Annotated in this window: 23 protein-coding genes, 4 tRNA genes and 1 pseudogene; 19 read left to right on the top strand and 9 right to left on the bottom strand. The window is 63.6% G+C overall.

Features of this window, described 5'->3' with window-relative positions:
- Positions 1-2 precede the first annotated feature (2 nt).
- A complete protein-coding gene (locus tag LWF01_RS08945) occupies positions 3-890 on the top strand; it encodes a YihY/virulence factor BrkB family protein (RefSeq protein WP_349640671.1) in 888 nt (295 codons plus the stop codon).
- 82 nt (positions 891-972) lie between these two features.
- On the opposite strand, the gene LWF01_RS08940 is transcribed toward LWF01_RS08945, so the two are convergent.
- From LWF01_RS08940 to LWF01_RS08910, 7 genes are all read right to left on the bottom strand, one after another.
- The gene (locus LWF01_RS08940; protein ID WP_349640670.1) at positions 973-1,869 is read right to left on the bottom strand and encodes a dihydrodipicolinate synthase family protein; all 897 of its coding nucleotides are present in this window, start codon (positions 1,867-1,869) and stop codon (positions 973-975) included.
- A gap of 5 nt (positions 1,870-1,874) precedes the next feature.
- Positions 1,875-2,237 (bottom strand): antibiotic biosynthesis monooxygenase family protein, encoded by a 363-nt coding sequence (locus LWF01_RS08935; RefSeq protein ID WP_349640669.1) that lies wholly within the window; start codon positions 2,235-2,237, stop codon positions 1,875-1,877.
- Positions 2,234-3,127 carry an EamA family transporter gene (locus LWF01_RS08930; RefSeq protein WP_349640668.1) on the bottom strand — a complete coding sequence of 298 codons (894 nt, stop codon included), beginning with the start codon at positions 3,125-3,127 and terminating at the stop codon, positions 2,234-2,236. The genes LWF01_RS08935 and LWF01_RS08930 overlap by 4 nt, the downstream gene beginning before the upstream one ends.
- Complete coding sequence (locus LWF01_RS08925; RefSeq protein ID WP_349640667.1) at positions 3,124-3,846, bottom strand: B3/B4 domain-containing protein; 723 nt, start codon at positions 3,844-3,846, stop codon at positions 3,124-3,126. Before LWF01_RS08925 ends, LWF01_RS08930 begins: the two co-directional genes overlap by 4 nt.
- Positions 3,839-4,444 carry a helix-turn-helix domain-containing protein gene (locus tag LWF01_RS08920; RefSeq protein ID WP_349640666.1) on the bottom strand — a complete coding sequence of 202 codons (606 nt, stop codon included), beginning with the start codon at positions 4,442-4,444 and terminating at the stop codon, positions 3,839-3,841. Before LWF01_RS08920 ends, LWF01_RS08925 begins: the two co-directional genes overlap by 8 nt.
- 336 nt (positions 4,445-4,780) lie before the next feature.
- Positions 4,781-4,852 (bottom strand) — tRNA-Val (locus LWF01_RS08915).
- 12 nt (positions 4,853-4,864) lie between these two features.
- Positions 4,865-5,356: a TIGR02611 family protein gene (locus tag LWF01_RS08910; RefSeq protein ID WP_349640665.1), complete on the bottom strand. Its 492-nt coding sequence runs from the start codon at positions 5,354-5,356 to the stop codon at positions 4,865-4,867.
- A gap of 272 nt (positions 5,357-5,628) precedes the next feature.
- Between LWF01_RS08910 and LWF01_RS08905 the strand changes: the two genes are divergently transcribed.
- The 8 genes from LWF01_RS08905 (at position 5,629) to LWF01_RS08870 (ending at position 11,907) form a co-directional block, all read left to right on the top strand.
- A tRNA-Gly gene (locus LWF01_RS08905) sits at positions 5,629-5,701 on the top strand.
- A gap of 30 nt (positions 5,702-5,731) precedes the next feature.
- Positions 5,732-5,802: transfer RNA gene (locus LWF01_RS08900), tRNA-Cys, on the top strand.
- Positions 5,803-5,840: 38 nt separating this feature from the next.
- Positions 5,841-5,912, top strand: a tRNA-Val gene (locus LWF01_RS08895).
- 113 nt (positions 5,913-6,025) lie between these two features.
- Positions 6,026-6,586 carry a DUF6630 family protein gene (locus LWF01_RS08890; RefSeq protein WP_349640664.1) on the top strand — a complete coding sequence of 187 codons (561 nt, stop codon included), beginning with the start codon at positions 6,026-6,028 and terminating at the stop codon, positions 6,584-6,586.
- A gap of 52 nt (positions 6,587-6,638) precedes the next feature.
- Complete coding sequence (locus tag LWF01_RS08885; protein WP_349640663.1) at positions 6,639-7,226, top strand: MOSC N-terminal beta barrel domain-containing protein; 588 nt, start codon at positions 6,639-6,641, stop codon at positions 7,224-7,226.
- A 73-nt stretch (positions 7,227-7,299) separates the two neighbouring features.
- Positions 7,300-9,300 (top strand): threonine--tRNA ligase, encoded by a 2,001-nt coding sequence (thrS, locus tag LWF01_RS08880; RefSeq protein WP_349640662.1) that lies wholly within the window; start codon positions 7,300-7,302, stop codon positions 9,298-9,300.
- Between the two features lie 2 nt (positions 9,301-9,302).
- A complete protein-coding gene (locus LWF01_RS08875; protein ID WP_349640661.1) occupies positions 9,303-9,878 on the top strand; it encodes an HIT family protein in 576 nt (191 codons plus the stop codon).
- 46 nt (positions 9,879-9,924) lie between these two features.
- A complete protein-coding gene (locus LWF01_RS08870; protein WP_349640660.1) occupies positions 9,925-11,907 on the top strand; it encodes a S9 family peptidase in 1,983 nt (660 codons plus the stop codon).
- 140 nt (positions 11,908-12,047) lie between these two features.
- Here the strand turns inward: LWF01_RS08870 and LWF01_RS08865 are convergent, their stop codons facing one another.
- Positions 12,048-12,944: an HTTM domain-containing protein gene (locus LWF01_RS08865; protein WP_349640659.1), complete on the bottom strand. Its 897-nt coding sequence runs from the start codon at positions 12,942-12,944 to the stop codon at positions 12,048-12,050.
- On the bottom strand, positions 12,941-13,408 hold the full coding sequence (locus LWF01_RS08860; RefSeq protein ID WP_349640658.1) for a hypothetical protein: 468 nt from the start codon (positions 13,406-13,408) through the stop codon (positions 12,941-12,943). The genes LWF01_RS08865 and LWF01_RS08860 overlap by 4 nt, the downstream gene beginning before the upstream one ends.
- Before the next feature lie 93 nt (positions 13,409-13,501).
- Between LWF01_RS08860 and pgsA the strand changes: the two are divergent.
- The 10 genes and pseudogenes from pgsA to LWF01_RS08810 form a co-directional block, all read left to right on the top strand.
- Positions 13,502-14,101, top strand: a pseudogene (pgsA, locus tag LWF01_RS08855) (phosphatidylinositol phosphate synthase); the annotation flags it as partial.
- The gene (locus LWF01_RS08850) at positions 14,078-14,659 is read left to right on the top strand and encodes an NUDIX hydrolase (RefSeq protein ID WP_349640869.1); all 582 of its coding nucleotides are present in this window, start codon (positions 14,078-14,080) and stop codon (positions 14,657-14,659) included. The pseudogene pgsA and the gene LWF01_RS08850, both read left to right, overlap by 24 nt.
- A 23-nt stretch (positions 14,660-14,682) precedes the next feature.
- Positions 14,683-15,441: a YebC/PmpR family DNA-binding transcriptional regulator gene (locus LWF01_RS08845; RefSeq protein ID WP_349640657.1), complete on the top strand. Its 759-nt coding sequence runs from the start codon at positions 14,683-14,685 to the stop codon at positions 15,439-15,441.
- A gap of 9 nt (positions 15,442-15,450) precedes the next feature.
- The gene (gene ruvC / locus LWF01_RS08840; RefSeq protein WP_349640656.1) at positions 15,451-16,050 is read left to right on the top strand and encodes a crossover junction endodeoxyribonuclease RuvC; all 600 of its coding nucleotides are present in this window, start codon (positions 15,451-15,453) and stop codon (positions 16,048-16,050) included.
- Between the two features lie 156 nt (positions 16,051-16,206).
- Positions 16,207-16,803, top strand: a complete 597-nt coding sequence (ruvA, locus tag LWF01_RS08835; RefSeq protein ID WP_349640655.1) for a Holliday junction branch migration protein RuvA — start codon at positions 16,207-16,209, stop codon at positions 16,801-16,803.
- On the top strand, positions 16,803-17,879 hold the full coding sequence (ruvB, locus tag LWF01_RS08830; protein ID WP_349640654.1) for a Holliday junction branch migration DNA helicase RuvB: 1,077 nt from the start codon (positions 16,803-16,805) through the stop codon (positions 17,877-17,879). The genes ruvA and ruvB overlap by 1 nt, the downstream gene beginning before the upstream one ends.
- A 185-nt stretch (positions 17,880-18,064) precedes the next feature.
- Positions 18,065-18,628: a preprotein translocase subunit YajC gene (yajC, locus tag LWF01_RS08825; RefSeq protein ID WP_349640653.1), complete on the top strand. Its 564-nt coding sequence runs from the start codon at positions 18,065-18,067 to the stop codon at positions 18,626-18,628.
- An 82-nt stretch (positions 18,629-18,710) separates the two neighbouring features.
- Positions 18,711-20,678 carry a protein translocase subunit SecD gene (secD, locus tag LWF01_RS08820; RefSeq protein WP_349640652.1) on the top strand — a complete coding sequence of 656 codons (1,968 nt, stop codon included), beginning with the start codon at positions 18,711-18,713 and terminating at the stop codon, positions 20,676-20,678.
- Entirely contained in the window at positions 20,679-21,740 is a 1,062-nt protein-coding gene (gene secF / locus LWF01_RS08815; RefSeq protein WP_349640651.1) for a protein translocase subunit SecF, read from the top strand.
- Between the two features lie 20 nt (positions 21,741-21,760).
- A complete protein-coding gene (locus LWF01_RS08810) occupies positions 21,761-24,100 on the top strand; it encodes a RelA/SpoT family protein (RefSeq protein WP_349640650.1) in 2,340 nt (779 codons plus the stop codon).
- Positions 24,101-24,670 lie beyond the last annotated feature (570 nt).

Here is a 24,670-nt window from a genome sequence, read left to right as displayed (position 1 = left end):
CCATGAGCACAGTGCGCGACGCTCTCGCGTCGCTGTGGTCGGCGTTCACCCGGACCGCGGTGGGAAGGCTTCTGCTGACCACGGTGCGGTACGTCTTCAAGTACCGGGTGTCCAATCTCGCCGCGGAGGCGGGGTTCTTCACCCTGCTCTCGTTGCCGCCACTGGTTCTAGGGCTTGCCGCCGTTGTTGCCTGGATCACCCGGAGCATAGGCGCTGCCGGGCAGTTCGATCTCGAACAGAACATCATCGACCTGACCCAGCCCTTCCTGACCGACGAGGTTGTGAACACGGTTGTGCTGCCGACATTTCGGGACGCCATCGTCGGCCCGGGATACGGCGTGCTGTCCCTCGGGTTTCTGATCTCGCTGTGGTCCGGATCGCGGGCGGTGAATACCTACCTCGACACCGTGTCGATCATGTACGGCTACGGGGGTCACCGGAGCGCGCTGAAGCAGCGGGCGCTGTCATTCACGCTCTATATCGCCGCGATGCTCGTCGGCGCGATCGCGGTGCCACTGGTTGCCCTTGGCCCCGATCTGATTGCTTCCTGGCTGCCACTGCCGCTGGAGTTCCTGGTCGCCCTGTACTGGCCCGTGGTTACGGTGCTGTCGGTTGTCATGCTCGCCGTGCTCTACCACGTGGCGACGCCGTTGCGGCGCTCCTGGTGGCGTGACCTTCCCGGTGCGTTCCTCGCACTTGCCATCTGGCTGCTGGCGAGCCTGCTGATGCGACTGATTCTGTCCTACTCGATCGGTGGGACCTCGATCTACGGGCCGCTCGCCGCGCCGATCGTCGTTATGCTGTGGCTCTACATCATCGCTCTCGCGGTCCTGGTCGGCGCCGCATTCAACGTGGCGGTCAGCGTCGAGTGGCCCCGGAAGCCGGAATGAAGCCGGTTGGCGCTTCGGTGCGCCGGTGCGGCGCGCTGGCATTCCTTGCGTCATGCCGGCGTTCCTTGCGTCGGTGACGCTGCTAGCCGTCTAAGCCGAGTTCCCGGATTACCTCTGCGACGCGGCGTCGTTGCTCGTCGTTCAATCCCTGGATCGGCAGCGGCAGGGATCGGTGCGGGGCCAGGTCGAGATGCTCAGCGATTGCCGCGACAACGCGGAGGCTTCCGCCAAATTCGCTGAACAGTGCCCACAGTGGGGCGAGATGCTCTGACTCCGCGACCGCGTCGGCCCTACGCCCTTCCTGGGCCGCTCTGGTGATCCTGAGCGCTGGCTCCGGGAGCGTTCCGCCGATAACCGAGTACCACGCATCGCATCCAGCGTTGAGTCCAGCTGCCGCGAGCGCGTCACCCGACACTCCAACAGTGACGTGCTCCGGAATCACCCCGCGGATCTCCTGGACTCGCCCGCGGGCCTGTTCTGGGTCGCTGGGCACGCCAGGAATCTTGATCGATGCGATCCTCGGCAGCGCCGCGATCCGACCGTGCAGTTCGGTCGTGAACGTGAAGTGCGTAGTCCGAGGGTTGTCGTAAACGATCACCGGCAGCGACGTCTGCTCGGTCACGGTGCGGAACAGCTCGAACACGTCGTCCGCTGTGAGCGGCTGATACGTCATCGGGGCGAGCAGCACCCCTTGGGCTCCGGCAACCTCGGCGCTGCGGACGTTTGCGAGCACCTGCGAGGTGCGCAGCGCGCCGACGCCGATGAACACGGGCGTTCTCCCGGCGTGCCGTACGGTGAGGCGAGCAACGCGGGCTCGCTCCTCGGTGGTGAGGTAGGAGTAGCAGCCGGTGGACCCGAGCGCGGTGATCGAGTCCGCACCCGAACCCGCGAGCCGCTCGATCAGACCGGTGAATGCCCGCTCATCGATGGCATCGGCCGTGAACGGGGTGAGCGGGAAGGCACTGAGTCCGGTGAACATACGGGTTACTCCTTTGTCGTGGTGTGTTCAAGGTTTGTCGGGATGTGCTCAAGGCCGAGGGCCCGGTTTCCGTACACGGATCGCACTTCGGAGATCACAACCCGGTACTCGCCGAGCCACTCCCCATGACGGCGCTTTGCGATGCCGTGGGTGTCCATGCCGACGAGCTGCTTCAGTGCGTCCATGCTCGACCAGTAGTAGACCTCGGCATGCAAGCCGGTCTCCTCGTTATGCCAGGCCTCCTCGCCGAGAAACCCGGGGATTTGGCGGGCGCGTTCCGCAATTTCACTGTCGATGCGGTGGAATTCGTCATCGAGGTCCTTGACCTCGAAGATGAACGTCGAGCTGTACTTCATCGCTGACTTCATGGTTGCTCCTTCAGAACGAGAGTTGGGTTACCGTTTTCGCCGGTCCGGGTGCCGCCACGTTGCGCGCCAGCCCCGGCGAGGACAACGAGCATAATCCCGGCGACTTGAACGAGCGAGGGGATCTGATGCAGCACGATGAGTCCGAGCACAACACCGAAGGCCGGTTCGAGAGCCATCAGTGTGCCGAACGCGGTATGGGTCATCCGGCGCAGGGCCAGCATCTCCAGACCGAACGGGAGCACGGGTGCGAGTAGTGCGAGCCCGGCCGCGATGAGGAGCACGCGCCAGTCGAGATGCCCGACGACCTGCGGCACCCCGACGAATGCGGCCATTGCTGCCGCTATTGGAATCGTCAGCGAGAGCGCGCTGATACCGGAAAAGCGGTCGCCGACCCGCTGGGTGAGCAGAATGTAGACGCCCCACCCGGTGCCCGCAAGTACGGCGAATCCGATACCAGCAAGATCGACCTCGCCGTGCCACGGTTCGGTCAGCAGGATCACGCCGGCCAATGCGAGCCCTGGCCAGGCGAGCATGCGCCGGCTGTGGCTGCGGATCGCTGCGACCGTTAACGGGCCAAGGAACTCGATCGCCACGGCGGTACCCAAGGGAATACGATCGATCGCCGCAAGAAACGCTACGGACATGAGGCCGGTCGCTGCGCCGAGACCGAGCAGCGCCGGTAGGTCGCGGCGGCGGATGAACCGAATTGGCGGCCGGGCGAGGAGCAGGAAGATCAGCGCACCCATGCACAGTCGCAGCCATGCTGTGCCTGCCGCTCCTACCTCCTCGATAAGCCCAACCGACAGCGCCGAACTCAACTGAATCATGAGCATCGCCGTCACGGCCATGGCCCACGGGGGCAGCGGAGTCTTTGTACCCTCCAGGTTCATGATGCGGCGACCATCCGTCCTGTCACTCTCACGTGAGGACCGAGCTGCCTGAACGCATCGGCAAGTTCGCCGGCCGCTGTGTGCACCGCGTCGTCGGTCATCGGATCGAGTGCGTCGAAGATGAAGAATGCTGACTCAGTGGCGTCCGACAGACCGGTGCGGCGACCCTGCCGCCAGTTCCACCGGCGGCACGTTACGCCGAGGTCGTCCCGCCACACCACCTCGCCGGCATCCGGGTGTTCAAGCATCTCCACGCCGTTCGCCACAACATCGAAGTCCTCATTGCCTGCCGCCCGTACCAGCCGGGCAGGGCCCTGGTAGTAGGCGAGGTCTTCGCCACCCAACGGCACCTGGTGCAGCACCGAAATGGCGTTATAGATGTCGGTGAGCGCGTTCACCCGCGGCAGCCCGGTCTCCGCGCGACGCAGCAGGGACTCGAGGCTGTTCCGGGTGCGCTGCGGTTTCGCCCCGAAGGCGCGGTAGGCATCCCTCCACGCGGCAACATGCGCGATTTCCTCTACGGGCCTCTCGGCAAGCAATTTCTTGGCGTGGGCCTCGGCGGCGTCGACCAATTCGTCACTGACCTCGTTGCTCGGCGCAGGCGTGAGCCCCTCCGCCACGATCAGCATGGTCCGATAGGTCGGGCACAACTGAAATACAGCCTCATCGACCTGAGCGTCGACGAGGAACTGTTCAGCACTGCTCGGCTTTTCAGGCATTCGGGGGCTCCGTTCGGTGTGCCGTTCCCACTCCGGGCTCGAAGACCGTGAGCGAGAACCGGGCAGGCTGATCATCCGGGTTGATGTAGGCATGCGCGACATCACCTGGGAACGTGAGCGCGTCACCGGTATCGAGCGAGTACGACTGTCCGGCGACTTCGACGACGATGCCGCCATCGAGAACTTGCAACAATTCCCTGGTGCCTTCCGAATGGGGTTCGCTGGCGTGGCTCTCACCCGGTTCCAGGGTCCAGTCCCACAGCTCGACAACATCAGGCGAAGTCGTACCTGCGACAAGTACCCCGCGCCCGCCGGACTCACCAGTCCACAGTGTGGCGCCCTCACCACGACGGGTTACCCTGACCGGTTTCGGAGCGGGTGGCTCCACCAGAGCCGGCAAACCGACGCCGAGCGCATCGCTCAGTCGCAGCAGCGTGCCGACACTCGGGTTGACCGACCCCTGCTCGACGTTGACTACCATCCGACGGCTCACGCCAGCCGCGGCGGCGAGCTGATCGAGCGTCCATCGCCTGGATTGTCGTTCTTGCTTCACACGCGCACCGATCGCTCGCGCAAGCGACTCTGTATCCACAGTCATAAATGCAGCATAGTGCACTTTTAATGCACTAGTTGACATCTGTGCACGCCTTGGCGGTTAGCCCCCAAGGGATCGCGGTGTTGCCTGCCGTAGCGCGGGCGGGTGAGCTGTGAGGGTGAGACTGGGGGAGTTTTCGGCGGTCGAGTGCGCCGAGAGGGGTCGCGAGTTGGATGGAAACGGATCGCGCCGCTGGAGGTGTCTGCGGATGAAGGCGTTCACGATCAAAGTGTCTGCGGAGAGAAGGTCGTCGAGAAACAGTCTCAACTGCACTAAAAACTGCACTAAGACAGAAACAAAAAAGCCCCAAACCTGCTAAACGTGCAGGTCAGGGGCTTGTGGGCGATACTGGGATCGAACCAGTGACCTCTTCCGTGTGAAGGAAGCGCGCTACCACTACGCCAATCGCCCAAGCAACGAAAATTACTTTACACGCCCGCTCAGCTCGAGCCCTAACCAGGTGGGTACCAGGTCGGCCGGCACCCAATCCGGTAGGCCCGTTAGCCGCAGGACGCCGTAGACAATGGCGCAGACGAACAGGAATGTGGATAACGACAGGGCGAGCCGGACGGCCATATGCCGGCGCATCAACCAGTGTGACCACTTGGTGACCAGTGCCCTGCCGCGATGCAGAATTCGCTTGGCCCAACCGAACTCGGTGGACAGGATGGTGATGCCAATGAAGACGATCAGCCAACCGGGGCCGGGGAGTGGCACGAGCAGCAGGCCGATGATGACGATGAGGGTTGCCAGGGCGCCGAGAATGAACCGGTACCAGAACCGGCTATGCGGGTTCGAACGGATGACGAACCGCCAACGATGAAATCCGAGCCGCAGCTTTCGCATCCAGACCGGGGCGTGCCGGTGCCGGCGTACCTGCTGCGCGCCCTCGGTTTTCGCCACGTGGGTTGTCACCGGTTACGCATTCCGAGGCGCGGACGCGTCGTCATCAATTCCTCCTTCTGCGCCGTCGAATTTCACGGCACTCTCATCATAAGAGGCACTAGAAGACTGGCCAGCGCCGAATCGGCGATATGGCAGAAATCGTGAGCAAACCCCAAGGTTGCCCGCAGCAACACCGGCGATTTGGCATCCGGTGAAAGATGTGGGTAAAGTTCTATCTCGCAACGACGACAGCGCAGAACACCGGCACGACAGGCGGTTAAGTGGTGAAAGTCGTAAAGCATGCGGACGTGGCTCAGTTGGTAGAGCACAACCTTGCCAAGGTTGGGGTCGCGGGTTCGAATCCCGTCGTCCGCTCGGAGGCACACTTATTGTGAGTCGCCTCGCGGTGGAGTGGCCGAGAGGCGAGGCAGCGGCCTGCAAAGCCGTCTACACGGGTTCGAATCCCGTCTCCACCTCGGTACGGCCTTGATGTTCTTAAGTCTGGAACACGAAGGCGCGATTGGCGCAGCGGTAGCGCGCTTCCCTGACACGGAAGAGGTCACTGGTTCGATCCCAGTATCGCGCACAGGAACTTTAACTTAACCCCCCGGTAATTCCGGGGGTTTTTTTGTTTCGGCAGACGCTATTCTCGCGGTAGATTCGTAGCTGGGCCCAGTCCACACTAAAAGAAGCGCGGCGATGTCGACTTATCCGATCTGGCAGGAACTTTGCGCGGATTTCAGCGATGATCCGTCTCTCTTTCGAGCGGTGCTCGCCGCACTGGAGTCGCCGGCCAGTTACCTGGCCGACAACGAGGATCGGCTTGCCGATCGCGGCATTGATTCGGCGTCCGAGGTCTCGCCGTGGCTGGCTTTCCTCGACTGGTTGGAGGCCAACCGCCTGATGACGGAATTGGACCGTCGGGCCGGTGCCGACGATCTGGAGTGGAGCCTTTCGCAGCTGGTCAGCGTCCGGGAACGTCCGGTCGATCTGTCGCTGCTTTCGGATTCCGGAGCCCACTTCCTGAAGCTGCTACCCGTCGCTGAGGAAGCACTGAACGAACACGGCCTGGCCATCGTCTTCTTAGGCGCCGATTGGGACGGTTACCCGGTCGCAGTGGCTTCGGTGGACAGGGTGCCCCGGATAACGGAGCTCGCAGCCGAGCTCGGCGAAAGCATCACCGCGGCCGGTGACCTGCCGGCAGAGCGCGAGCTTGAACGAGCGGCAGTGACCGCGCGGCCGTGGTGGAAGCTCTGGTGAACCAGGGTTAAATCACCGGCGCGCGCCCGGGTTGGCTGGCTAAGCTGGAAACATGAGCGCTATGGCTGGAAAGATCGCCGCCCTGAGGATTTTCCCGTTGAAGTCCGCCCGCGGAGTCGAACCTGCGGCCGTGGCGTTCGCGGCATATGGCCCGGTGGGCGACCGAAGCTACTCCGTGGTCGATCCGGAGGGCAATCCGCTGAAGGCCAAACAGTATCCGGCGATCGCCGAAATCACTCCGGTCGAAGTCGGCTTCGAGCTGCCTGGGGGGCAAGGACTGTGCAGAGCCCAGGCGGAGCGAGAAGTGGCCGTTATCGACCCTGTTCTGAGTAAGCTGCTGGGCACCGCCGCGCGAATCGTCGGGGTCGAGCCGGAGGAACAGACGACGAGCCTTACCAAGGTCGCTCCGGTGCATCTGGTGAGTAGCGGAAACCAGGAACCACGGGCGAATGTCGTGGTCGAGTGGCCGCCCGCCTCGGGGGACTCCGTTGCCGTGCCGTGGGATATCGGCGACCGGCTTCGGCTTGGCGCCGAGGTCGAGATTGAGCTGACGTCGACACCGCGCCATTGTGCCGGGATTTACGGCCGGGTTGCGGTGCCAGGCACGGCCCGGCTGGGCGACACGGTGCAGAAAATCTGAACCGATACGATGGTCTTCGCGATACTCGTTCGGCCAACGAGCAGTAAATGATCATACGAAACAAGGAGTACCTGTGCCCGCTGATATCAAGTTCACCCTCGACGGAGAATCATCCGTAGGTGAAGCGGGCACCACGGGGACTGCGCTGTTTTCCGGCCGGCGGGACGTTATAGCGCTGCGGATCTCGGGCGAACTGGTCGATCTCGATCGCGTGATCGAGGATGGCGATGTCGTGGAAGGTGTGGAGATAGGTTCCGACGACGGCCTGAACATCCTCAGGCACTCCGCCGCGCACGTGATTGCGCAAGCCACCCAGGCGGTTATCCCGGACACCAACCTCGGAATCGGCCCGCCGATCAAGGATGGTTTCTACTACGACTTTCAGGTGCCGGAACCGCTGACTCCCGAAGACCTGAAGAAGATCGAAAAGAAGGCCCAGGAGATCGTCAAGCGCGGTCAGCGTTTCGTCCGCCGGGTCGTTTCCGATGAGGAGGCCCGCGCGGAACTCGCCGCGGAGCCGTTCAAGCTCGAACTGATCGCCGACAAGGGCAGCGCAAGTGCGGATGACGGATCGTCGGTTGAGGTCGGCGGCGGAGAACTCACGATTTACGACAATGTGGATCGGTCCGGCGAGACGGTCTGGAAGGACCTCTGCCGCGGACCGCACCTGCCATCGACCAAGCTGATCGGCAATGGTTTCGCGGTCACCCGTTCGTCAGCGGCATACTGGCGCGGCGACCAGGCCAATGAGCAGTTGCAGCGGGTGTACGGGACCGCCTGGCCGAGCAAGGAGGAGCTGAAGGCCTACCAGGATCGACTGGCGGAGGCCGAACGTCGCGACCACCGCAAGCTTGGGGCGGAACTCGACTTGTTCTCCTTCCCGGATGAGCTGGGATCCGGCCTGCCGGTCTTCCATCCCAACGGCGCGATCATCCGCCAGGAGATGGAGAACTATTCGCGTGAGCGCCATATCGCCGCCGGCTATCAGTTCGCCTACACCCCGCACATCACGAAGGGCCACCTGTACGAGGTCTCGGGTCACCTCGACTGGTACGCCGACGGAATGTTCCCACCCATGCACATCGACGAGGAACGCGACGCCGAGGGGAACGTGCGCAAGCCCGGCCAGGACTACTACCTGAAGCCGATGAACTGCCCGATGCACTGCCTGGTCTTCGATGCTCGCGGACGTTCGTACCGCGAGCTGCCGATGCGTCTCTTCGAGTTCGGTTCGGTCTACCGTTACGAGAAATCGGGAGTTATCCATGGTCTCACCCGCGTGCGGGGCATGACCCAGGATGACGCGCACATCTACGTAACCGAGGACCAGGTCCAGGATGAGCTGAAGTCGCTGCTCGGCTTCGTGCTCGACCTGCTGCGTGATTTCGGCCTCGACGATTTCTACCTTGAGCTGTCGACCCGCAACGAGGACAAATATGTCGGCTCGGACGATATCTGGGCTTCCGCTACTGCGGCACTGGAAGAAGCCGCCCGCGGGTCGGGCCTCGAACTGGTGCCTGATCCGGGCGGCGCGGCGTTTTACGGCCCGAAGATCTCGGTGCAGGCAAAGGACGCGATCGGCCGTACCTGGCAGATGTCGACGATCCAGCTTGACTTCAACACCCCGGCTCGCTTCGACCTGGAATACACGGCGGCCGACGGCAGTCGCAAGCAGCCCATCATGATCCACCGGGCGCTGTTCGGCTCAATCGAACGTTTCTTCGGCGTGCTGACCGAGCACTACGCGGGCGCCTTCCCGGTCTGGCTCGCGCCGGTCCAGGTGGTCGGCATCCCGGTTGCGGCGGACTTCGCTCCCTACCTGCATGAGGTCGCGGCGAAACTGCGTAACCGCGGCATCCGGGTGGAGATCGATGACTCGGACGACCGGATGCAGAAGAAGATCCGAACCCACACCAAACGGAAGATCCCGTACCTGCTTATCGTCGGCGGCGACGACCAGGAAGCCGGCGCGGTGTCGTTCCGGTTCCGCGACGGTTCACAGGACAATGCCGTGCCGGTCGATGAAGCAGTTGAGCGGATCGTGGAAGCAGTCCGCACCAGGGCGCAGGTTTAAGCATGCCGGAGGCCACGCCGGAGGGACAGCTGGATGGTGCGGAGAGCGCCGAAGACTTCGCCCGCGTTCCGGACGGATTCCAGCGGCTATGGACCCCGCACCGGATGGCATATATCGGCGGTGCGGACAAGCCGAGCGACAACACCGAAAAGGCATGTCCGTTCTGTGCCGCCCCGGCCAGGAGCGATCCCGAGGGACTGATCGTCAAGCGAGGCGATAGTGCTTACGTCGTCTTGAATCTCTACCCATACAACCCCGGGCACGTCCTGGTGTGTCCATATCGTCACGTTGCGGACTACACCGAGATCACCATCGCCGAGCGGGACGAGATCTCAGAACTCACCTCGCAGGCGATGAGCGTCATCCGTGCGGTGTCCAGCCCGCAGGGCTTCAATATCGGCCTCAACCAGGGCGAGGCGGCCGGCGCGGGCATCGCGGCCCATCTGCACCAGCACATAGTGCCGCGCTGGAGCGGCGACGCCAACTTCTTGCCGATTATCGCGCAGACCAAGGCACTGCCGCAGGTGCACGGCGAGGTGCGATCCGCATTAGCCGCCGCCTGGGCTTCGCTCGACTGAGCGCAACCCGAAGACGTCACGTTCACCACGAATCAAAGGAGATCGAATGCGACCGAACGACATCGACCAGCTGGTCACAGTTTCCGCGCCCGCGGTGCTGCCCGGGGGTAAAACCGCGGTCTATGCAGCCTCCCGGGCGCACTCGCCGGACAATGCCTATGTCGGTCAGCTGTTCAGTCTCGATCTCGATGGAGCGGGGACGGTTCGCCAACTGACTCGCGGCTACCGCGATGCCAACCCGGTGGTTTCCCCGGACGGCTCGACATTGGCATTCCTGCGGGCTGACAAGGGCGGCAAGCCTCAGTTGTACGCGATGCCGGTGCACGGCGGTGAACCACTACGGCTGACTGATGCCCCGCTCGGAGCCGGCGAGCCCACCTTCGCGCCGGACTCCGGCTCAATCGCCTACACGGCCCGGGTGCCCGAAGAAGGCCGATACGGAACAGATCCGGACGTCTCGCCCGGTGCGGAGCCGCCTCGGCACGTGACCACGCGTAGCTATCTGTCGAACGATGCCGGATATGTGATCGACCAGCGCCAGCAGGTCTTCGTGGTCGATGTCCCGTTGCGAGACGACAGTCTGCCTACTGCTCCGGCTCAGTTGCCGGAGTCGCGTCAGCTGACCGCCGGTGATTACGACGCCTCGTCTCCGCGCTTCCTCGCCGATGGGCAGCGGATCGCATTCCTCGCGGCTGCCCACGACGGGCGGGATGAGGACCGCTTCTCGGATGTGTACACCGTCGGCGCACACTCCGACGTAAGCACTTTCGAATCGCGGGAGAAGCCGTCCCTGCTGACAAACACCACGCTCGGCATCTCCGCCTTCGAACCCGCTACCGATGGCACCAGCCTCTTCCTGCTGGCGCAGGACCTGGGCGAAAGTGGCTCAGACTTCGTCGCTCAACTGACCGGACTGTACCGGCTGGACCTGAATGCGGGGACGGTGCCCGAGCGGCTGACCGACACCGAGGCGAGCGACCTGGACCCAGGCACGGGAATTGCGGAATTGCGGGACGGCACGGTCCTGGTCGGGCTGACCGAGCGCGGGTCGGTCCGGCTCGCCAGTTTCGGCTCAGCAGGCCTGACGTATCTCTCGGAGCCCGGAACGGTGCTCGGCGGCCTCGACGTGGATGAAGAGAGCGGAATCATCGTCGCGTCGTTCAGCAACGAGAGTTCAGCGGGGGAGATTGGCACCGTCGTCGACGGGGAACTGACAGCAGTCACCGACTTCTCCGCGTCGCTGCGGAAGAACGTGCCGTTGCGCATCCCGGAAGAGTTCGAGGCGAAGGCGTCCGACGGCTACCCGGTGCACGGCTGGGTCGTGCTGCCCGAAGGCGAAGGGCCGCATCCGGTGCTGCTTACAGTGCACGGCGGCCCGTTCTCGCAGCACAGCTGGGCATTGTTCGACGAGGCCCAGGTTTACGCCCGGGCCGGTTACGCCGTCCTGTTGCCGAATCCACGAGGTTCGGCGGGTTACGGCCGCGAGCATGGGCTTGCGGTGAAAGGCAATTTCGGCAATCTGGCGATGGACGACGTGCTGTCGTTTCTGGACGCGGCGCTCAAGGAGTTTCCGGCGCTGGATTCAGGCCGGCTCGGAGTGCAAGGCGGTTCGTACGGCGGCTACCTGACCTCGTGGATCGTTGCCCACGATCACCGTTTTGCCGGTGCGATAGTCGAGCGGGGATACATCGATCCGGAGTCCTTTATTGGCACATCGGACATCGGCACGTTCTTCGGTCAGGAGTACGTCGGCGCCGATCCGGAACAGATGCGGTCGCAGTCGTCCTACGACATGATCGACCAGGTCCGCACCCCGACCTTCGTTATTCACTCGGAGCGCGACTTCCGCTGCCCTCTGGAACAGGGCCAGCGATACTATATGGCGCTCAAACTGCGCGGTATCGACACCGAACTGTTGATCTTCCCGGGAGAAACTCACGAACTCTCCCGCTCCGGTCAACCGCAACACCGAGTTGCCCGCTTCGAGCACATCCTGCGCTGGTGGAACAAGCACCTGCCGGTCGGCTAGCCGGGCAAGACCGCGAACTCTGTGTCAACCCTGGCGGCAGGACGCGGACGTCAGGCAGGACCGCGCGCGTATTCGCGCGCGGTCTCGCCTGAAGCTCGCGGTCTGCGCCCGTGCGGGTGCGGGGCCCGCCTTGGTTCCGGCTAGGTGGGCCGCCGGGAAGTGATCGCCTGTCCGAGCCGCGAATCGATGCCGAACACCTTTTCCAGCGGGGCGAACGACAGCAGGCAGATGACCAGCGGCAGGAAATGGATTTCCAGGGTGAGGAAGGTGAACAGGTGGAATCCGCAGAAGAACAGCACCGCGACGGCCAGCCACCGCTTGCGCAGGAACAACAGGATCGGTGAACCGAATTCCGCGATCAGCATCAGCCATTGGCCGAATCGCGGGAACCATGGAAATGTCAGCAGCCACTGGGCGAAGTCGGTGCCGCGGCGGGCAAATGCCCAGCCGATCACGACCTTGTTGGCCCAGCCCCAGCCGCCGTAGCGCATTTTTGCCCAGGCGGAGAGGAAGTAGCACAGCACGACGCCGACATGGACGGCGCGCAGCGTGAAGCCGGCGGCCTCGCTCAATGTCCGGTCGCCCCACTTGGCCTGGCCGGCCAGCGGGAGCACCAGCAGTGTGACGAAGAAGGCGTACTGGTCGTGGTCGACCTTGGTGAAGCTGTACCCGATGGTCGCCCAGTCCACGAATGCGAGCAGCGCGACCGTTCCGGCGATCCGGGGCAGCCTGCCGCTGGCGGCGATCAGCGCACTGACCACGAGCACGATGTGCAGCACCGTCACATAAGGCACATTCGGCGCCGGCAGGTGAAGCACCTGGCGCAGAATGATCGGCTGATACAGATCGGCCGGGACATTGGCAAGGGCGGGTGGATCGTTCAGGATGAAAAACGTGTTCGCAATCAGGAACAGGTAAATGAAGGTGCGAAAGATCGCAATCCGTTCCAGCGGGACCAGGGGAGCGGCCCATCGCCGGAACGCGGAGCGGGTATCGGGTTGTGTGCCGGTGGCCGCGACTCTGTCCTGTGCAGTCATCCCAGATTCTCCGGATCGATGACTGTCCACTCTGCCAAGGTGACATCCTGAGGCGCCTGCTCGACGCCGTTGATCAGCGGAGTGTGCTTCTGCATCAGGGTGACCTGGACGTAGTCCGGCTCATCCGGCATCTTGCGGGCATGCGCCACGGCAAGCGCCTGCAGCAGCGATGGATCGTCGATGAAGCGCTGCAGCTGCCCTTCGATCTCCGCTCGCCCGATGCCGATGCCGTTGACACCGAAGGGAACCCGGACCTGACGGCCGTCGTCCAGGGTGGCGACAGCATAGGCTGACCGGATCATGCCGTTAAGGTTAGCGCCGGTGGCATATTGTTTCTGGGGCCCGATCGGCCACCAGGGGTCATGTAGGACAGCGGTACCCAGCACAGTCAAAGCGAACAAGAGTCCGAAGCTGATCAGCCGCCAGACAAGCCCAGAGCGGGACAGGAAGCGAGTTTCGGCCATGGCTACCATTTTTACATGGCTCGGTGGCCAGGGCCGTATTCGGCGGGTCGGTGGGCCGCGAAGCCAGCCAGGCTGATTAGGCTGACGTTTGAGATGCTGAACAAATTTGCCCGCGCACTGTTCACCCGCCTGCTGACGCCTGTGGCCAGGTTCCTGCTGCGTATCGGGCTGGGGCCCGATGCCGTCACTGTGATCGGCACGGTCGGGGTATGTCTTGGCGCCCTGGTGTTCTATCCACTTGGCCAGCTCTTCTGGGGCACCGTTGTCATCACTGTCTTCGTGTTCGGAGACATGTTGGACGGAATCATGGCCCGGCTGCAGGGACGAAAGTCGACCTGGGGAGCGTTTCTGGACTCCAGCCTCGACCGGTTCGGCGACTCAGCGGTGTTCACCGGTCTGGCGGCGTGGTACTTCCTGGACGGCGATCATCACCTCACCGCGATGCTGTCGATGGCGTGCCTCGTGATGGGAAGCATCGTCTCCTATGTGCGAGCTCGGGCGGAAGGACTCGGCGTCCAGGCCGCCGGTGGAATCGCCGAACGGGCAGACCGGCTGCTGCTGACCCTCGTGGTGACTGGCCTGGTTGGACTCGGGCTGCCGCGGATGGTGCTTACAGTTGTTCTCGGCGTGTTGGCCGTCCTGTGTCTGGTCACCATCTGTCAGCGGATCGTGGCGGTGCGTCGTCAGCTTCTCGTTGCGACGGAGCAACCGGAGATTGCACCCGATGCCGATGCCGACCCGCTGCACGAATGGACCCCGGACCCGGACGGCGTGCCGGCGCGGGAGGCTGCGCGGGTTTTGCTGGTGAACCAGCACGACGAGGTGCTGTTGATTCACGGCTATGACACTGACGATTCGGCACACCACTGGTGGTTCACCGTGGGTGGCGGGCTGGAACCGCACGAAACGCCCGCCGAGGGTGCGGCGCGTGAAGTCGCCGAGGAAACCGGATTGCGACTGGACCCGGCCGAGCTCGTGGGGCCGGTATGCCGGCGCAGCGCGGAGTTCAGGTTCATCAGCAAGACAGTGCGCCAGCGCGAGGAGTTTTTTCTTGCACGGGTTGACGGCGACTATGATTTCAGTGCTGAAGGCTGGACGGATATCGAACGCCGGACGCTCGGAGAATTTCGCTGGTGGTCGCTTCCGGCAATCGCCGCATCGGAGGAAACTATCTATCCCTCCGAACTCTGCGCGATTCTCGAACCGCTGCTCGCCGGCGGCTGGGACGGGAATACCAGGCACATCAACTAGAAGCTAGAGGAGACGGGCGGACAATGTCGGGCCACTCAAAATGGGCAACAACCAAGCATAAGAAGGCGGCCATCGATGCCAAACGCGCCAAGCTTTTCGCCAAACTGATCAAGAACGTCGAGGTGGCGGCCCGGGTCGGCGGCGGCGATATTAGCGGCAACCCGACGCTGTACGACGCGATTCAGAAGGCCAAGAAGTCGTCTGTCCCGAACGACAATATTGACCGTGCGGTCAAGCGCGGGTCCGGCGAGGATGGCGGTGGCGCCGACTATCAGACCATCATGTACGAAGGCTACGGCCCGCAAGGAGTGGCGCTGTTGATCGAGTGCCTTACCGACAACCGCAACCGCGCGGCCTCCGACGTTCGCCTAGCTGTCACTCGCAACGGCGGCAACATGGCCGATCCGGGATCGGTGGCATACAACTTCAGCCGCAAGGGAGTCGTCGTGGTGCCGAAGGACGGCACCTCCGAGGACGAGGTCCTGGAGGCCACGTTGGAGGCCGGAGCAGAGGAAGTCAATGACGACGGCGCCCAGTTCGAAGTGCTCAGCGAGGCCACCGACCTGGTCGCCGTGCGCACGGCGTTGCAGGATGCCGGCATCGACTACGACTCGGCCGAGGCATCGTTCGTGCCATCCGTCGAGGTGCCGCTGGACGCCGATGGCGCCGCCAAGGTCTTTCGGCTGATCGACGCGCTCGAGGACAGCGATGACGTGCAGAACGTCTACACCAACGCCGACATCTCCGACGAGGTCCTCGCCGCACTGGAAGACGACGAGTAGCCGGCGGCGATGCGGGTACTCGGCGTCGATCCCGGCCTGACCCGATGCGGACTCGGCGTGATCGACTCACTGCCAAGCCGGCGCGCAACCATGGTTGCGGTCGGTGTGCTCCGCACGGACAAGAATTCGTCCGTGGACGTTCGGCTCGGTGAACTGGCCGAGCAGTTCGACCAGTGGCTTGACGACTATCGTCCGGATGTCGTCGCAGTAGAGCGCGTCTTCGCTCGGCACGATGTCTCCACCATCATGGGCACGGCACAGGCGTCCGGCCTCGCCATCGGCCTGGCCGCACGACGCGGTATCCCGGTTGGTATGCACACGCCGAGCGAGATGAAGGCGGCGATCACCGGTTCGGGGCGCGCCGACAAGGCGCAGGTAACCGCGATGGTCACCCGGATTCTCAAGCTGGACGCCCCACCGAAGCCGGCCGACGCTGCGGACGCGCTCGCCCTGGCGATCTGCCACTTGTGGCGGGGCGCGGCGGTCGGATCGTCGACGCCTGGAGCGGCGAAGGATCTGCCCGACCGGCTCGGGCTCCGACGGGAAGGCTCCGGGCTGACCCGCGCACAGCAGCAGTGGGCGCAGGCGCTGAAACAGACGCGCAAATAGCCGCCACACCGCGCATCGGTGCCGCCACGCCATCGGTGCCGGCCGCGGGTCGGTACCGGAAATGTCGGAGTCCCGCGCTAGGGTATTAGTACAAGTGTTCGTTCGGAAAGCCTGCCGACAGCGCTGACGGATCTAAGTAGGGATGGGATTGCGCGCGTGATTGCTTCTGTGACCGGAGTAGTAGCAAGCCTGCGGCTGGACGCCGCGGTGATTTCGGTGAACGGCATCGGAATGCTGGTTTACGCCGCGCCGGGAACCCTGGCCGAGCTGCGGCTGGGCAGCGAGGCGACACTGTCGACCTCCCTTGTGGTCCGTGAGGACTCACTTACCCTTTACGGCTTTTCCGACGACGATGCTCGGGACGTGTTCGAGACGTTGCAGACGATATCTGGCGTCGGGCCCCGGCTCGCCCTGGCGATGCTCGCCGTGCACGCCCCGGACGGGCTGCGCAGAGCGGTGATCGACGGCAACCTCACTGAACTGATGAAGGTACCCGGCGTCGGCAAGAAGGGTGCGCAGCGAATTGTGCTCGAACTCGGGGACAAACTTGGTATTCCGCGTGGCATCGGTCTGCCCGGAGTTCAGACGGCGATGCCGAGCGCCAAGGAGGAGCAGATAATCGATGCGCTGATCGGCCTCGGCTGGAATCAGAAACAGGCGGCAGAGGCCACCAAGACGGTCGTGGACGGTGCCGGCGAGGAGTCCGTCGCCGTGCTGCTCAAGGAAGCGCTCAAGGAACTTGGCCGCCGCTGATGGAAACTGACGGATCATTCGAAGTCAGCCTCGGGGGCTCCGAGTTGACCGGTGCCGAATCGCAACGGCTCACCTCGGTCAACGCGGATTCCGTGGAGCGGGCAGCCGAAGCTGCGCTCCGTCCGAAGGGCCTGGGGGAGTTCGTCGGCCAGGCGAGCGTCTGCGACCAGCTGTCTCTCGTGCTCGAGGCGGCGCAAGGCCGTGGCCGGGTCCCGGACCACGTCCTGTTATCGGGTCCGCCCGGGCTGGGCAAGACGACGCTTGCAATGATCATTGCAAGCGAACTGGGTTCGCCGTTGCGTTTGACCTCGGGTCCGGCCGTGCAGCATGCGGGCGACCTGGCCGCAATTCTCTCCTCGCTCGAAGAGGGCGAGGTGCTTTTCGTCGACGAAATCCACCGGATGGCCCGCGCAGCCGAGGAGATGCTGTACGTCGCGATGGAAGACTTCAGGGTCGATGTGGTCGTCGGAAAAGGGCCGGGAGCTACCGCGATTCCGTTGGAGATCCCGGCATTCACCCTGGTTGGAGCCACCACGCGCTCCGGCCTGCTGCCGGCGCCGTTGCGCGACAGGTTCGGCTTCACCGGACATCTTGACTTCTACAGTTCGGATGACCTGGTTCATGTGCTGCATCGCTCCGCGAAACTGTTGGGTATCGAGGCCACGGCTCGAGGCACCGAAGAAATTGCCACCCGATCCCGCGGAACACCCCGTATCGCCAATCGCCTGCTGCGACGGGTTCGTGACTGGGCCCAGGTGCGCGGCGAGGGCATCGTCGACCAGAAAGCAGCCAAGGCCGCCCTCGCTGTGTACGAGGTGGATATGCGTGGCCTGGACCGCCTGGACCGCGGAGTTCTGGAGATTCTGTGCACCCGTTTCGGCGGGGGACCGGTAGGTTTGAACACCCTGGCGGTCTCCGTCGGCGAAGAGCCGGAAACCGTGGAGACTGTGGCGGAGCCGTTTCTGGTCCGCGAGGGCTTCATTTCCCGCACTCCGCGCGGCCGGATCGCGACGGCGGCCGCCTGGAAGCACCTCGGGCTGAATCCGGAGCGCGGGGACAACCCGCTGCCACTGTGATCGGCTGTCCGTCCCGCGGTTATTCCTTGACTTCACTCTCAGCGAAGTACCAGTTCGCCGTGAAAGTATGCATCTGAGGCCGGGCTCACTTAGACTCGGTCGGTGACGTTGTGTGCGAACCGACGTTAAATCAGACATTCGCGGCGTAGAGAACGCCGCACATCGAAAGGCTGTGAAGTCCCACCGTGGAAATTCTACTTGTCGTCGTTCTGGGCGGTCTGCTCATCTTCATGATGTACAACTCCCGCCGCAAGCAGAAGGCGCAGCAGCAGGAAATGGCCACCAAGCTAGGTCCGGGCGCCGAAGTCATGACCACGTTCGGCGTTTTCGGCACCGTCATTTCGGTGAATGAAGAGACAAACGAAGTCTTACTCGAATCCGGTCCAAGCACCACCCTTCGCATTCACAAGCAGGCGATCGGCAAGATCACCGAGGCTGCCTCGGTCCACTCGACACATGACGACGCGGCAGTGGACGAAATCGATGTCCAGGTTCCGAACGACGCTTCGGGCCTGAGCGAAACCGAACCGGAGTTCGGCAAGCGTGCGGACACGACTAATGGTGTCGACGCCAGGGATAACGCTGTTCAGGACGATGTCGACGTCCGTGACGACCTGGTTGTCGAAGGCGACGTCGTTGAAAGCGATGACGCTGCCAAGACGAACCGTCCGGTGGACGGTACCGTCGAGTCGCCTCGCAACGCCGATTCGGCTCGCGACGCTGACTCGGACTCAAACGACAAGAAGTAGCGTCCTGCCGGCCGCAGGGCCGGACCAGACCAGGCGACGAGCGGGCAGTGCTGCTGCCTACTGAACGAGAAGAGATTGTTCGTTGGCATCATCAACTTCCGGCACACGCCCGGGCCGGAGCTTTATCGGGCTCGCGGTCATCACCCTGGTGCTGGCTGCCGTTCTGACCGGTGGCGTGATCTGGGGAAAAGCGAGTGCGTCGCCTAAGCTTGCCCTCGATCTGGAGGGCGGCACCTCGATCGTGCTGGCGCCGCAGCTTTCCGGCGGCCAGGAGATCACCAAGGAGCAGCTCGACCAGGCGGTGGCGATTATTCGCCAGCGCGTGGACTCGACCGGGGTCTCGGAGTCGGAGGTCACGACGCAGGGTGGCCGCAACATCGTGGTCAACATTCCCGGGAATCCGGACGAACAGACCCGGCAGCTGATTCGGTCTTCGGCCCAGCTTCGCTTCCGGCCGGTACTTGTCCAGGGCGCGCCGGGACCGGCAGGGGCCACCGAGCCCGCCGAGTCGGAAAAAATTCCCGAAGACGTTCAAAAGCAGATCGACGAACTGAATAAGGGCAAGACGCAGGAACCGAAGCAGGACGAGAAGTCCGACGCCCCGTCGGGCGGTGGCAACGCGACGCCGGATGCCGGTGGCAACGCCACACCGGATGCCGGTGGCAACGCAACCTCGGACTCCAAAGACGAGCCCAAGCCAAGCGAGCCCGCACCGGAAGACGGCGGGATCAACGTTCCCGTGCCGGAGGACACGCCAAAGACGAAGCCGAGTAACGGCTCGGACATGGCCTGGATCACCGATTCCATCGCCGCTAAGTACTACGCGCTTGACTGCACGAAGGAAGAGAACCGCACCGGCGGTTCGCTCGACGCCGCGGACACCGCGCTCGTCGCCTGCTCGCAGGACGGCTCGGCCAAGTACATCCTGGGGCCGGTGGAGATCGAAGGCCAGCACATCAAGGATGCGAGCCAGGGATACAAGTCGACGTCCTCCGGTCAGCAGACCAGCGAACCGGTGGTCAACCTGGAGTTCGATCGGGAAGGCACCGATCAGTTCCGTGAAATCACCACCAGGCTGACCGGTCAGCAGCCTCCGCTGAACCAGTTCGGCATCGTGATGGATGGCAACGTGATCTCGGCACCGAGCTCCGAGGTGATCATCAGCGACGGCAAGGCCGAGATCAGCGGTAGTTTCACCACTGAATCGGCGCAGACTCTCGCCAACCAGCTGAAGAACGGCGCGCTGCCAATCTCCTTCAAGGTGCAGACCGAGCAACAGATTTCGGCAACCCTGGGTTCCGACTATCTGGCGAAGGGCCTGTTGGCCGGAGTGATCGGCCTGCTGCTCGTCGTGGTGTACTCGCTGTTCCAGTACCGGACGCTCGGCCTCGTGACGGTCGCCAGCCTGGCGGTCGCCGGCGTGCTGACCTATCTGCTGCTCTGCCTGGTCGGCTGGCGGTACGGCTATCGGCTGTCGCTTGCCGGTGTCGCCGGTGTGATCGTCGCCATCGGTATGACCGCTGACTCGTTCATTGTCTACTTCGAGCGGGTTCGCGACGAACTTCGTGGCGGACGCGGTCTGGTGTCGGCAGTTGAGATCGGCTGGAACCGTGCCTCACGCACGATTTACGCCTCAAAGAGCGTCAACCTGCTCGCCGCCATCGTGCTGTACGTGCTCGCGGTCGGCAGCGTCCGTGGTTTCGCTTTCACGCTCGGCCTGACCGTGCTGATCGACGTGCTGGTCGTGCTGCTGTTCACCCACCCGATGCTGCAGCTGCTGGCGAAGACGAAATTCTTTGGCCAAGGACATCCCTGGTCCGGGCTGGACCCGCGACGGCTGGGAGTCAAGAAGGCCCAGTACCGCGGTGCGATGGGCTTCGACTTCGACGAGGCGAAATCCAAAGCAAAGAAGAAGAACACCGGTGCGGCGGCCGAGGCCGAACGCCGGATGACGATCGCAGAGCGTCGCGCCGCGGCAGAAGCCGGCACGGCCGATTCGTCTGCAACCGATGCCGACAAGGTGAGCGCCTCCAGCTCGAAGGAGTCCTAAATGGCCAGCTTTTCCAACTGGGGCAACGACCTTCACAGCGGTAAGCGGTCGATCCCGTTCGTCGGCCGTCGGAAGCTCTGGCTGACCATCAGCCTCGCGTTCGTAATCCTGTCGGTCCTGGTGCCGGTGTTTCGCGGCGGGTTCAATCTCGGTATCGAGTTCCGTGGTGGCTCCGAGTTCCAGATCGCCGACGTCAAGGACACTTCGGCAGAGCTTGGCCAGAACGCGATCCGCGAGGTGCTTCCAGAGGCCGAGCCACGGCTGACACCCACCTCGGACACTGCGGTGCGAATCCAGACCGAACAGCTGACCGACGACCAGATGCAGCAGGCCCGGGAAGCGCTTGTCGCGGCCTACCAGGTGGAGAACGGCGACGTGACGTCATCGTTCGTCGGACCGGCCTGGGGCCAGGACGTCACCGAGAAGATGGCCCGCGCGCTGGTCATCTTCGTGGCCCTGGCCGCTATCGGCATGGCCCTGTACTTCCGCACCTGGAAGATGTCGGTCGCCGCGATGGTCGGCCTGCTGCAGGTGATGATCGTGACGATGGGTATTTACTCCGCGACCGGCTTCGAGGTGACTCCTGTCGCTGTGATCGGATTCCTTACGGTGCTGAGCTTCGCGCTCTATGACACCGTGGTGGTGTTCGACAAGATCCGTGAGAACACCCAGGACTTCCAGCGCAACACCCGGCAGAAGTTCAGTGACATGGTCAATCTCGGTGTCAACCAGACAACTGTGCGTTCGATCAACACGTCAGTTGTCAGCGTCCTCCCGGTTGCGGCAATTCTGTTCATCGGGGTCTTCGTCCTTGGTGCCGGCACGCTGACCGATATCGCCTTGTCGCTGTTCGTCGGCACCATCATCGCGGCGCTCTCGACGCTGTTCGTCGCATCGCCGTTGTACTCGCTTCTCCGCAGCACCGAGCCTGCCGTCAAAGCGCAGGAACGCAAGGTCGAGAAGACCCAGGCCGATGCCCGGGATAAGGGTACGGGGAACACCACGACGCAGGCTAAGGTTAGGTCTAACAAGTCTTCGAAGAAGGCCGAGGCAAGGGCTTAACAGATCCTGGGAGGTGCATGATGGCTGACACCGGAGCACGAACCACAAACAACTCAGCCGACCAGGATGCGCCCGGGCCGAAGTCTTCGAGCTATTCGCCGGGCAGGCGCGACCGGGCCCTTGCCAGGCTGGCCCGACTCGCTGGGCGGGGTTCGGCCGGGCAGTCGCCTATGATCGAACCCCTGATCCGCGCGATCAGGATGAACCACCCCAAGGCTGATGTCGGTGTGGTTCGCAGGGCCTACGAGGTCGCCGCCGCCGCGCACCGTGGTCAACGGCGTAAGAGCGGCGATCCATACATAACGCACCCGATCGCGGTGGCGACAATTCTCGCCGAACTCGGCATGACGCCGGACACGCTCGCGGCCGCCCTGCTGCATGACACGGTAGAGGACACCAGCTACACGCTGGACCAATTGCGCGCCGAGTTCGGCGACGAGATCGCGATGCTGGTCGACGGCGTGACCAAACTGGACAAGCTGAACTATGGCGACGCGGCCCAGGCTGAGACAGTGCGCAAGATGGTCGTCGCAATGGCCAAGGACATTCGCGTCCTGGTGATCAAGCTCGCCGACCGGCTGCACAACGCCCGCACCTGGCGTTACGTTTCCCCGGCGTCCTCTGCCCGGAAGGCCAAGGAGACCCTGGAGATCTTTGCCCCGCTGGCACACCGGCTGGGCATGAACACGATCAAATGGGAACTTGAAGACCTGTCGTTCGCCACGTTGTACCCGAAGGTCTACGACGAGATAGTTCGTCTGGTCGCGGAGCGCACACCCGAACGCGAGCAGTTTCTGACCTCAGTCCGAGACCAGGTCAACCAGGATCTGCTGTCGGCGAAGATCAAGGCGACGATCACCGGCCGGCCGAAGCACTACTATTCGATCTACCAGAAGATGATCGTTCGCGGACACGAGTTCGCCGACATCTACGACCTGGTCGGCGTCCGGGTCCTGGTCGACACCGTGCGGGAGTGTTACGCGGTGCTCGGCGCCGTGCACGCAAGGTGGAATCCGGTGCCGAACCGGTTCAAGGACTACATTGCGATGCCGAAGTTCAATATGTACCAGTCGCTGCACACAACGGTGATCGGCCCCGGCGGCAAGCCGGTCGAGATCCAGATCCGTACCCACCAGATGCACCGCCGGGCAGAATTCGGCGTAGCGGCGCACTGGAAGTACAAGGACCTCAGCAATCGCGACGGCAAGGAAGATCCGGGCATGACCGTGCATGACACGGGCTCGGTGAACGATATGGGCTGGCTGCGCCAGCTGCTCGATTGGCAGAAGGAAACCCAGGATCCGGGCGAATTCCTCGACAGCCTTCGATTCGAGATGAACGCACGCGAGGTCTACGTCTTCACCCCGAAAGGGGAAGTGATCTCGCTCCCGGCCGGATCGACGCCGGTAGACTTCGCGTACGCCGTGCATACCGAGGTCGGCCACCACACAATGGGTGCCCGGGTCAACGGCAGACTGGTCTCCCTGGAGAACACACTCAGCAACGGCGACGTGGTTGAGGTCTTCACCTCCAAAGATGAGAACGCCGGGCCCAGTCGCGACTGGCTGACGTTCGTGAAGAGTCCGCGGGCGCGGAATAAGATCCGGCAGTGGTTCTCGAAGGAGCGCCGGGACGAGGCAATCGAGAACGGCCGCGACGCTATCGCCAAGGCGATGCGAAAGCACAATCTTCCGCTGCAGCGACTGATGTCGCACGAAACGCTGCTCACTCTGGCGACGGAGATGCGCTATCAGGACGTTTCCGGGCTCTACGCCGCCGTCGGAAACGGGCACGTGTCCGCACAGCATGTAGTCGAGCTGCTGGTGCAAAGCCTCGGGGGAGAGGAAGCCACCAGGGAGGACCTCGAAGAGGCCGCGCTGCCATCGAGACCGCCGCGCAGCCGCAGCACCGAGAGTGGTGTGCTGGTGCGCGGGATGGACGACGTCCTGGTTAAGCTCGCCCGCTGCTGCACACCAGTTCCGGGCGATGAGATCCTGGGCTTCGTGACCAGGGGTTCCGGTGTTTCGGTTCACCGGGCCGATTGCACAAATGCCGCGGAGCTACAGGCCCAGCCCGAGCGCCTGGTCGAGGTGGAATGGGCGGGCGCCTCCTCCGGCGTCTTCCTGGTCCAGATCCAGGTCGAGGCGCTCGATCGGGCGCGTCTGCTCTCCGATGTCACGCGCGTGCTGTCCGACAGTCACGTGAACATACTCTCCGCGTCGGTTGCGACGTCACGTAACCGGGTGGCCATTTCCCGGTTCGTCTTCGAGATGGGCGACGCGAGCCACCTGGACCACGTTCTCGCCTCGGTGCGGCGGATCGACGGAGTCTTCGACGTCTATCGGATCACCGGCGGCTGACCCAGCACCCTCGGATCGACGGTGTGAACGCAGTCTGGTCAGGCTCGCGATGACGGCATTGCGTCCCGGTACTCGTCGGCGGTCGCGAAGGTATCGTTCCAGCTCGGCCAGCGAAATGCAGCCCTCCGACCGCGCCAGCAGTGCGTCGATCGCCGCCGCTGATTTTCCGCGACAGCTATCGAACAGGGTGCGTGCCGGAGCGGTGATCGCCTGGCCCGCCACCACCGTGACGTCACCCGGCCGGAGCCTTGCCTCCCGGACGTGCACGCCCGGGACGTACGTACGATGCCGACGGCCCGCCGGTGTCAGCAACTGAACCGGACCGTCGTGTTTTCCGGTGCCGGACCAGACCCAAAGCGCCGATTGATCGCCGACAACCAGATGCGCCTGAATGCCGTCAGGACACAGCGCCCGCATGCGCAGCTCAGGTGACAAGGGAGTCGAGACGACGGTGAACCATTCGTCGCTGAGCCAGGCGATGACCCGGTCAAGCCGCATCGCCTGGACATCGATCTCCGAGCAGTAGTTCCCGGACCGCTCGAGTCCGGCACTGTCAGTCATGGCACTGTC

Origin of the sequence: Saxibacter everestensis (assembly GCF_025787225.1) — a bacterium.
Taxonomy (GTDB): Bacteria; Actinomycetota; Actinomycetes; order Actinomycetales; family Brevibacteriaceae; genus Saxibacter; species Saxibacter everestensis.
The sequence above is the reverse complement of the archived record's forward strand: the minus strand, read 5'-3'. Positions and strand labels throughout refer to the sequence as shown.

What these genes read in the sequence shown, in the direction of transcription:
- LWF01_RS08945 (WP_349640671.1), top strand. Translation starts at nt 3, where the DNA reads ATGAGCACAGTGCGCGACGCTCTCGCGTCGCTGTGGTCGGCGTTCACC.
- LWF01_RS08940 (WP_349640670.1), bottom strand. Translation starts at nt 1,869, where the DNA reads ATGTTCACCGGACTCAGTGCCTTCCCGCTCACCCCGTTCACGGCCGAT.
- LWF01_RS08935 (WP_349640669.1), bottom strand. Translation starts at nt 2,237, where the DNA reads ATGAAGTCAGCGATGAAGTACAGCTCGACGTTCATCTTCGAGGTCAAG.
- LWF01_RS08930 (WP_349640668.1), bottom strand. Translation starts at nt 3,127, where the DNA reads ATGAACCTGGAGGGTACAAAGACTCCGCTGCCCCCGTGGGCCATGGCC.
- LWF01_RS08925 (WP_349640667.1), bottom strand. Translation starts at nt 3,846, where the DNA reads ATGCCTGAAAAGCCGAGCAGTGCTGAACAGTTCCTCGTCGACGCTCAG.
- LWF01_RS08920 (WP_349640666.1), bottom strand. Translation starts at nt 4,444, where the DNA reads ATGACTGTGGATACAGAGTCGCTTGCGCGAGCGATCGGTGCGCGTGTG.
- LWF01_RS08890 (WP_349640664.1), top strand. Translation starts at nt 6,026, where the DNA reads ATGTCGACTTATCCGATCTGGCAGGAACTTTGCGCGGATTTCAGCGAT.
- LWF01_RS08885 (WP_349640663.1), top strand. Translation starts at nt 6,639, where the DNA reads ATGAGCGCTATGGCTGGAAAGATCGCCGCCCTGAGGATTTTCCCGTTG.
- LWF01_RS08875 (WP_349640661.1), top strand. Translation starts at nt 9,303, where the DNA reads ATGCCGGAGGCCACGCCGGAGGGACAGCTGGATGGTGCGGAGAGCGCC.
- LWF01_RS08870 (WP_349640660.1), top strand. Translation starts at nt 9,925, where the DNA reads ATGCGACCGAACGACATCGACCAGCTGGTCACAGTTTCCGCGCCCGCG.
- LWF01_RS08865 (WP_349640659.1), bottom strand. Translation starts at nt 12,944, where the DNA reads ATGACTGCACAGGACAGAGTCGCGGCCACCGGCACACAACCCGATACC.
- LWF01_RS08860 (WP_349640658.1), bottom strand. Translation starts at nt 13,408, where the DNA reads ATGGCCGAAACTCGCTTCCTGTCCCGCTCTGGGCTTGTCTGGCGGCTG.
- LWF01_RS08845 (WP_349640657.1), top strand. Translation starts at nt 14,683, where the DNA reads ATGTCGGGCCACTCAAAATGGGCAACAACCAAGCATAAGAAGGCGGCC.
- ruvC (WP_349640656.1), top strand. Translation starts at nt 15,451, where the DNA reads ATGCGGGTACTCGGCGTCGATCCCGGCCTGACCCGATGCGGACTCGGC.
- ruvB (WP_349640654.1), top strand. Translation starts at nt 16,803, where the DNA reads ATGGAAACTGACGGATCATTCGAAGTCAGCCTCGGGGGCTCCGAGTTG.
- secF (WP_349640651.1), top strand. Translation starts at nt 20,679, where the DNA reads ATGGCCAGCTTTTCCAACTGGGGCAACGACCTTCACAGCGGTAAGCGG.
- LWF01_RS08810 (WP_349640650.1), top strand. Translation starts at nt 21,761, where the DNA reads ATGGCTGACACCGGAGCACGAACCACAAACAACTCAGCCGACCAGGAT.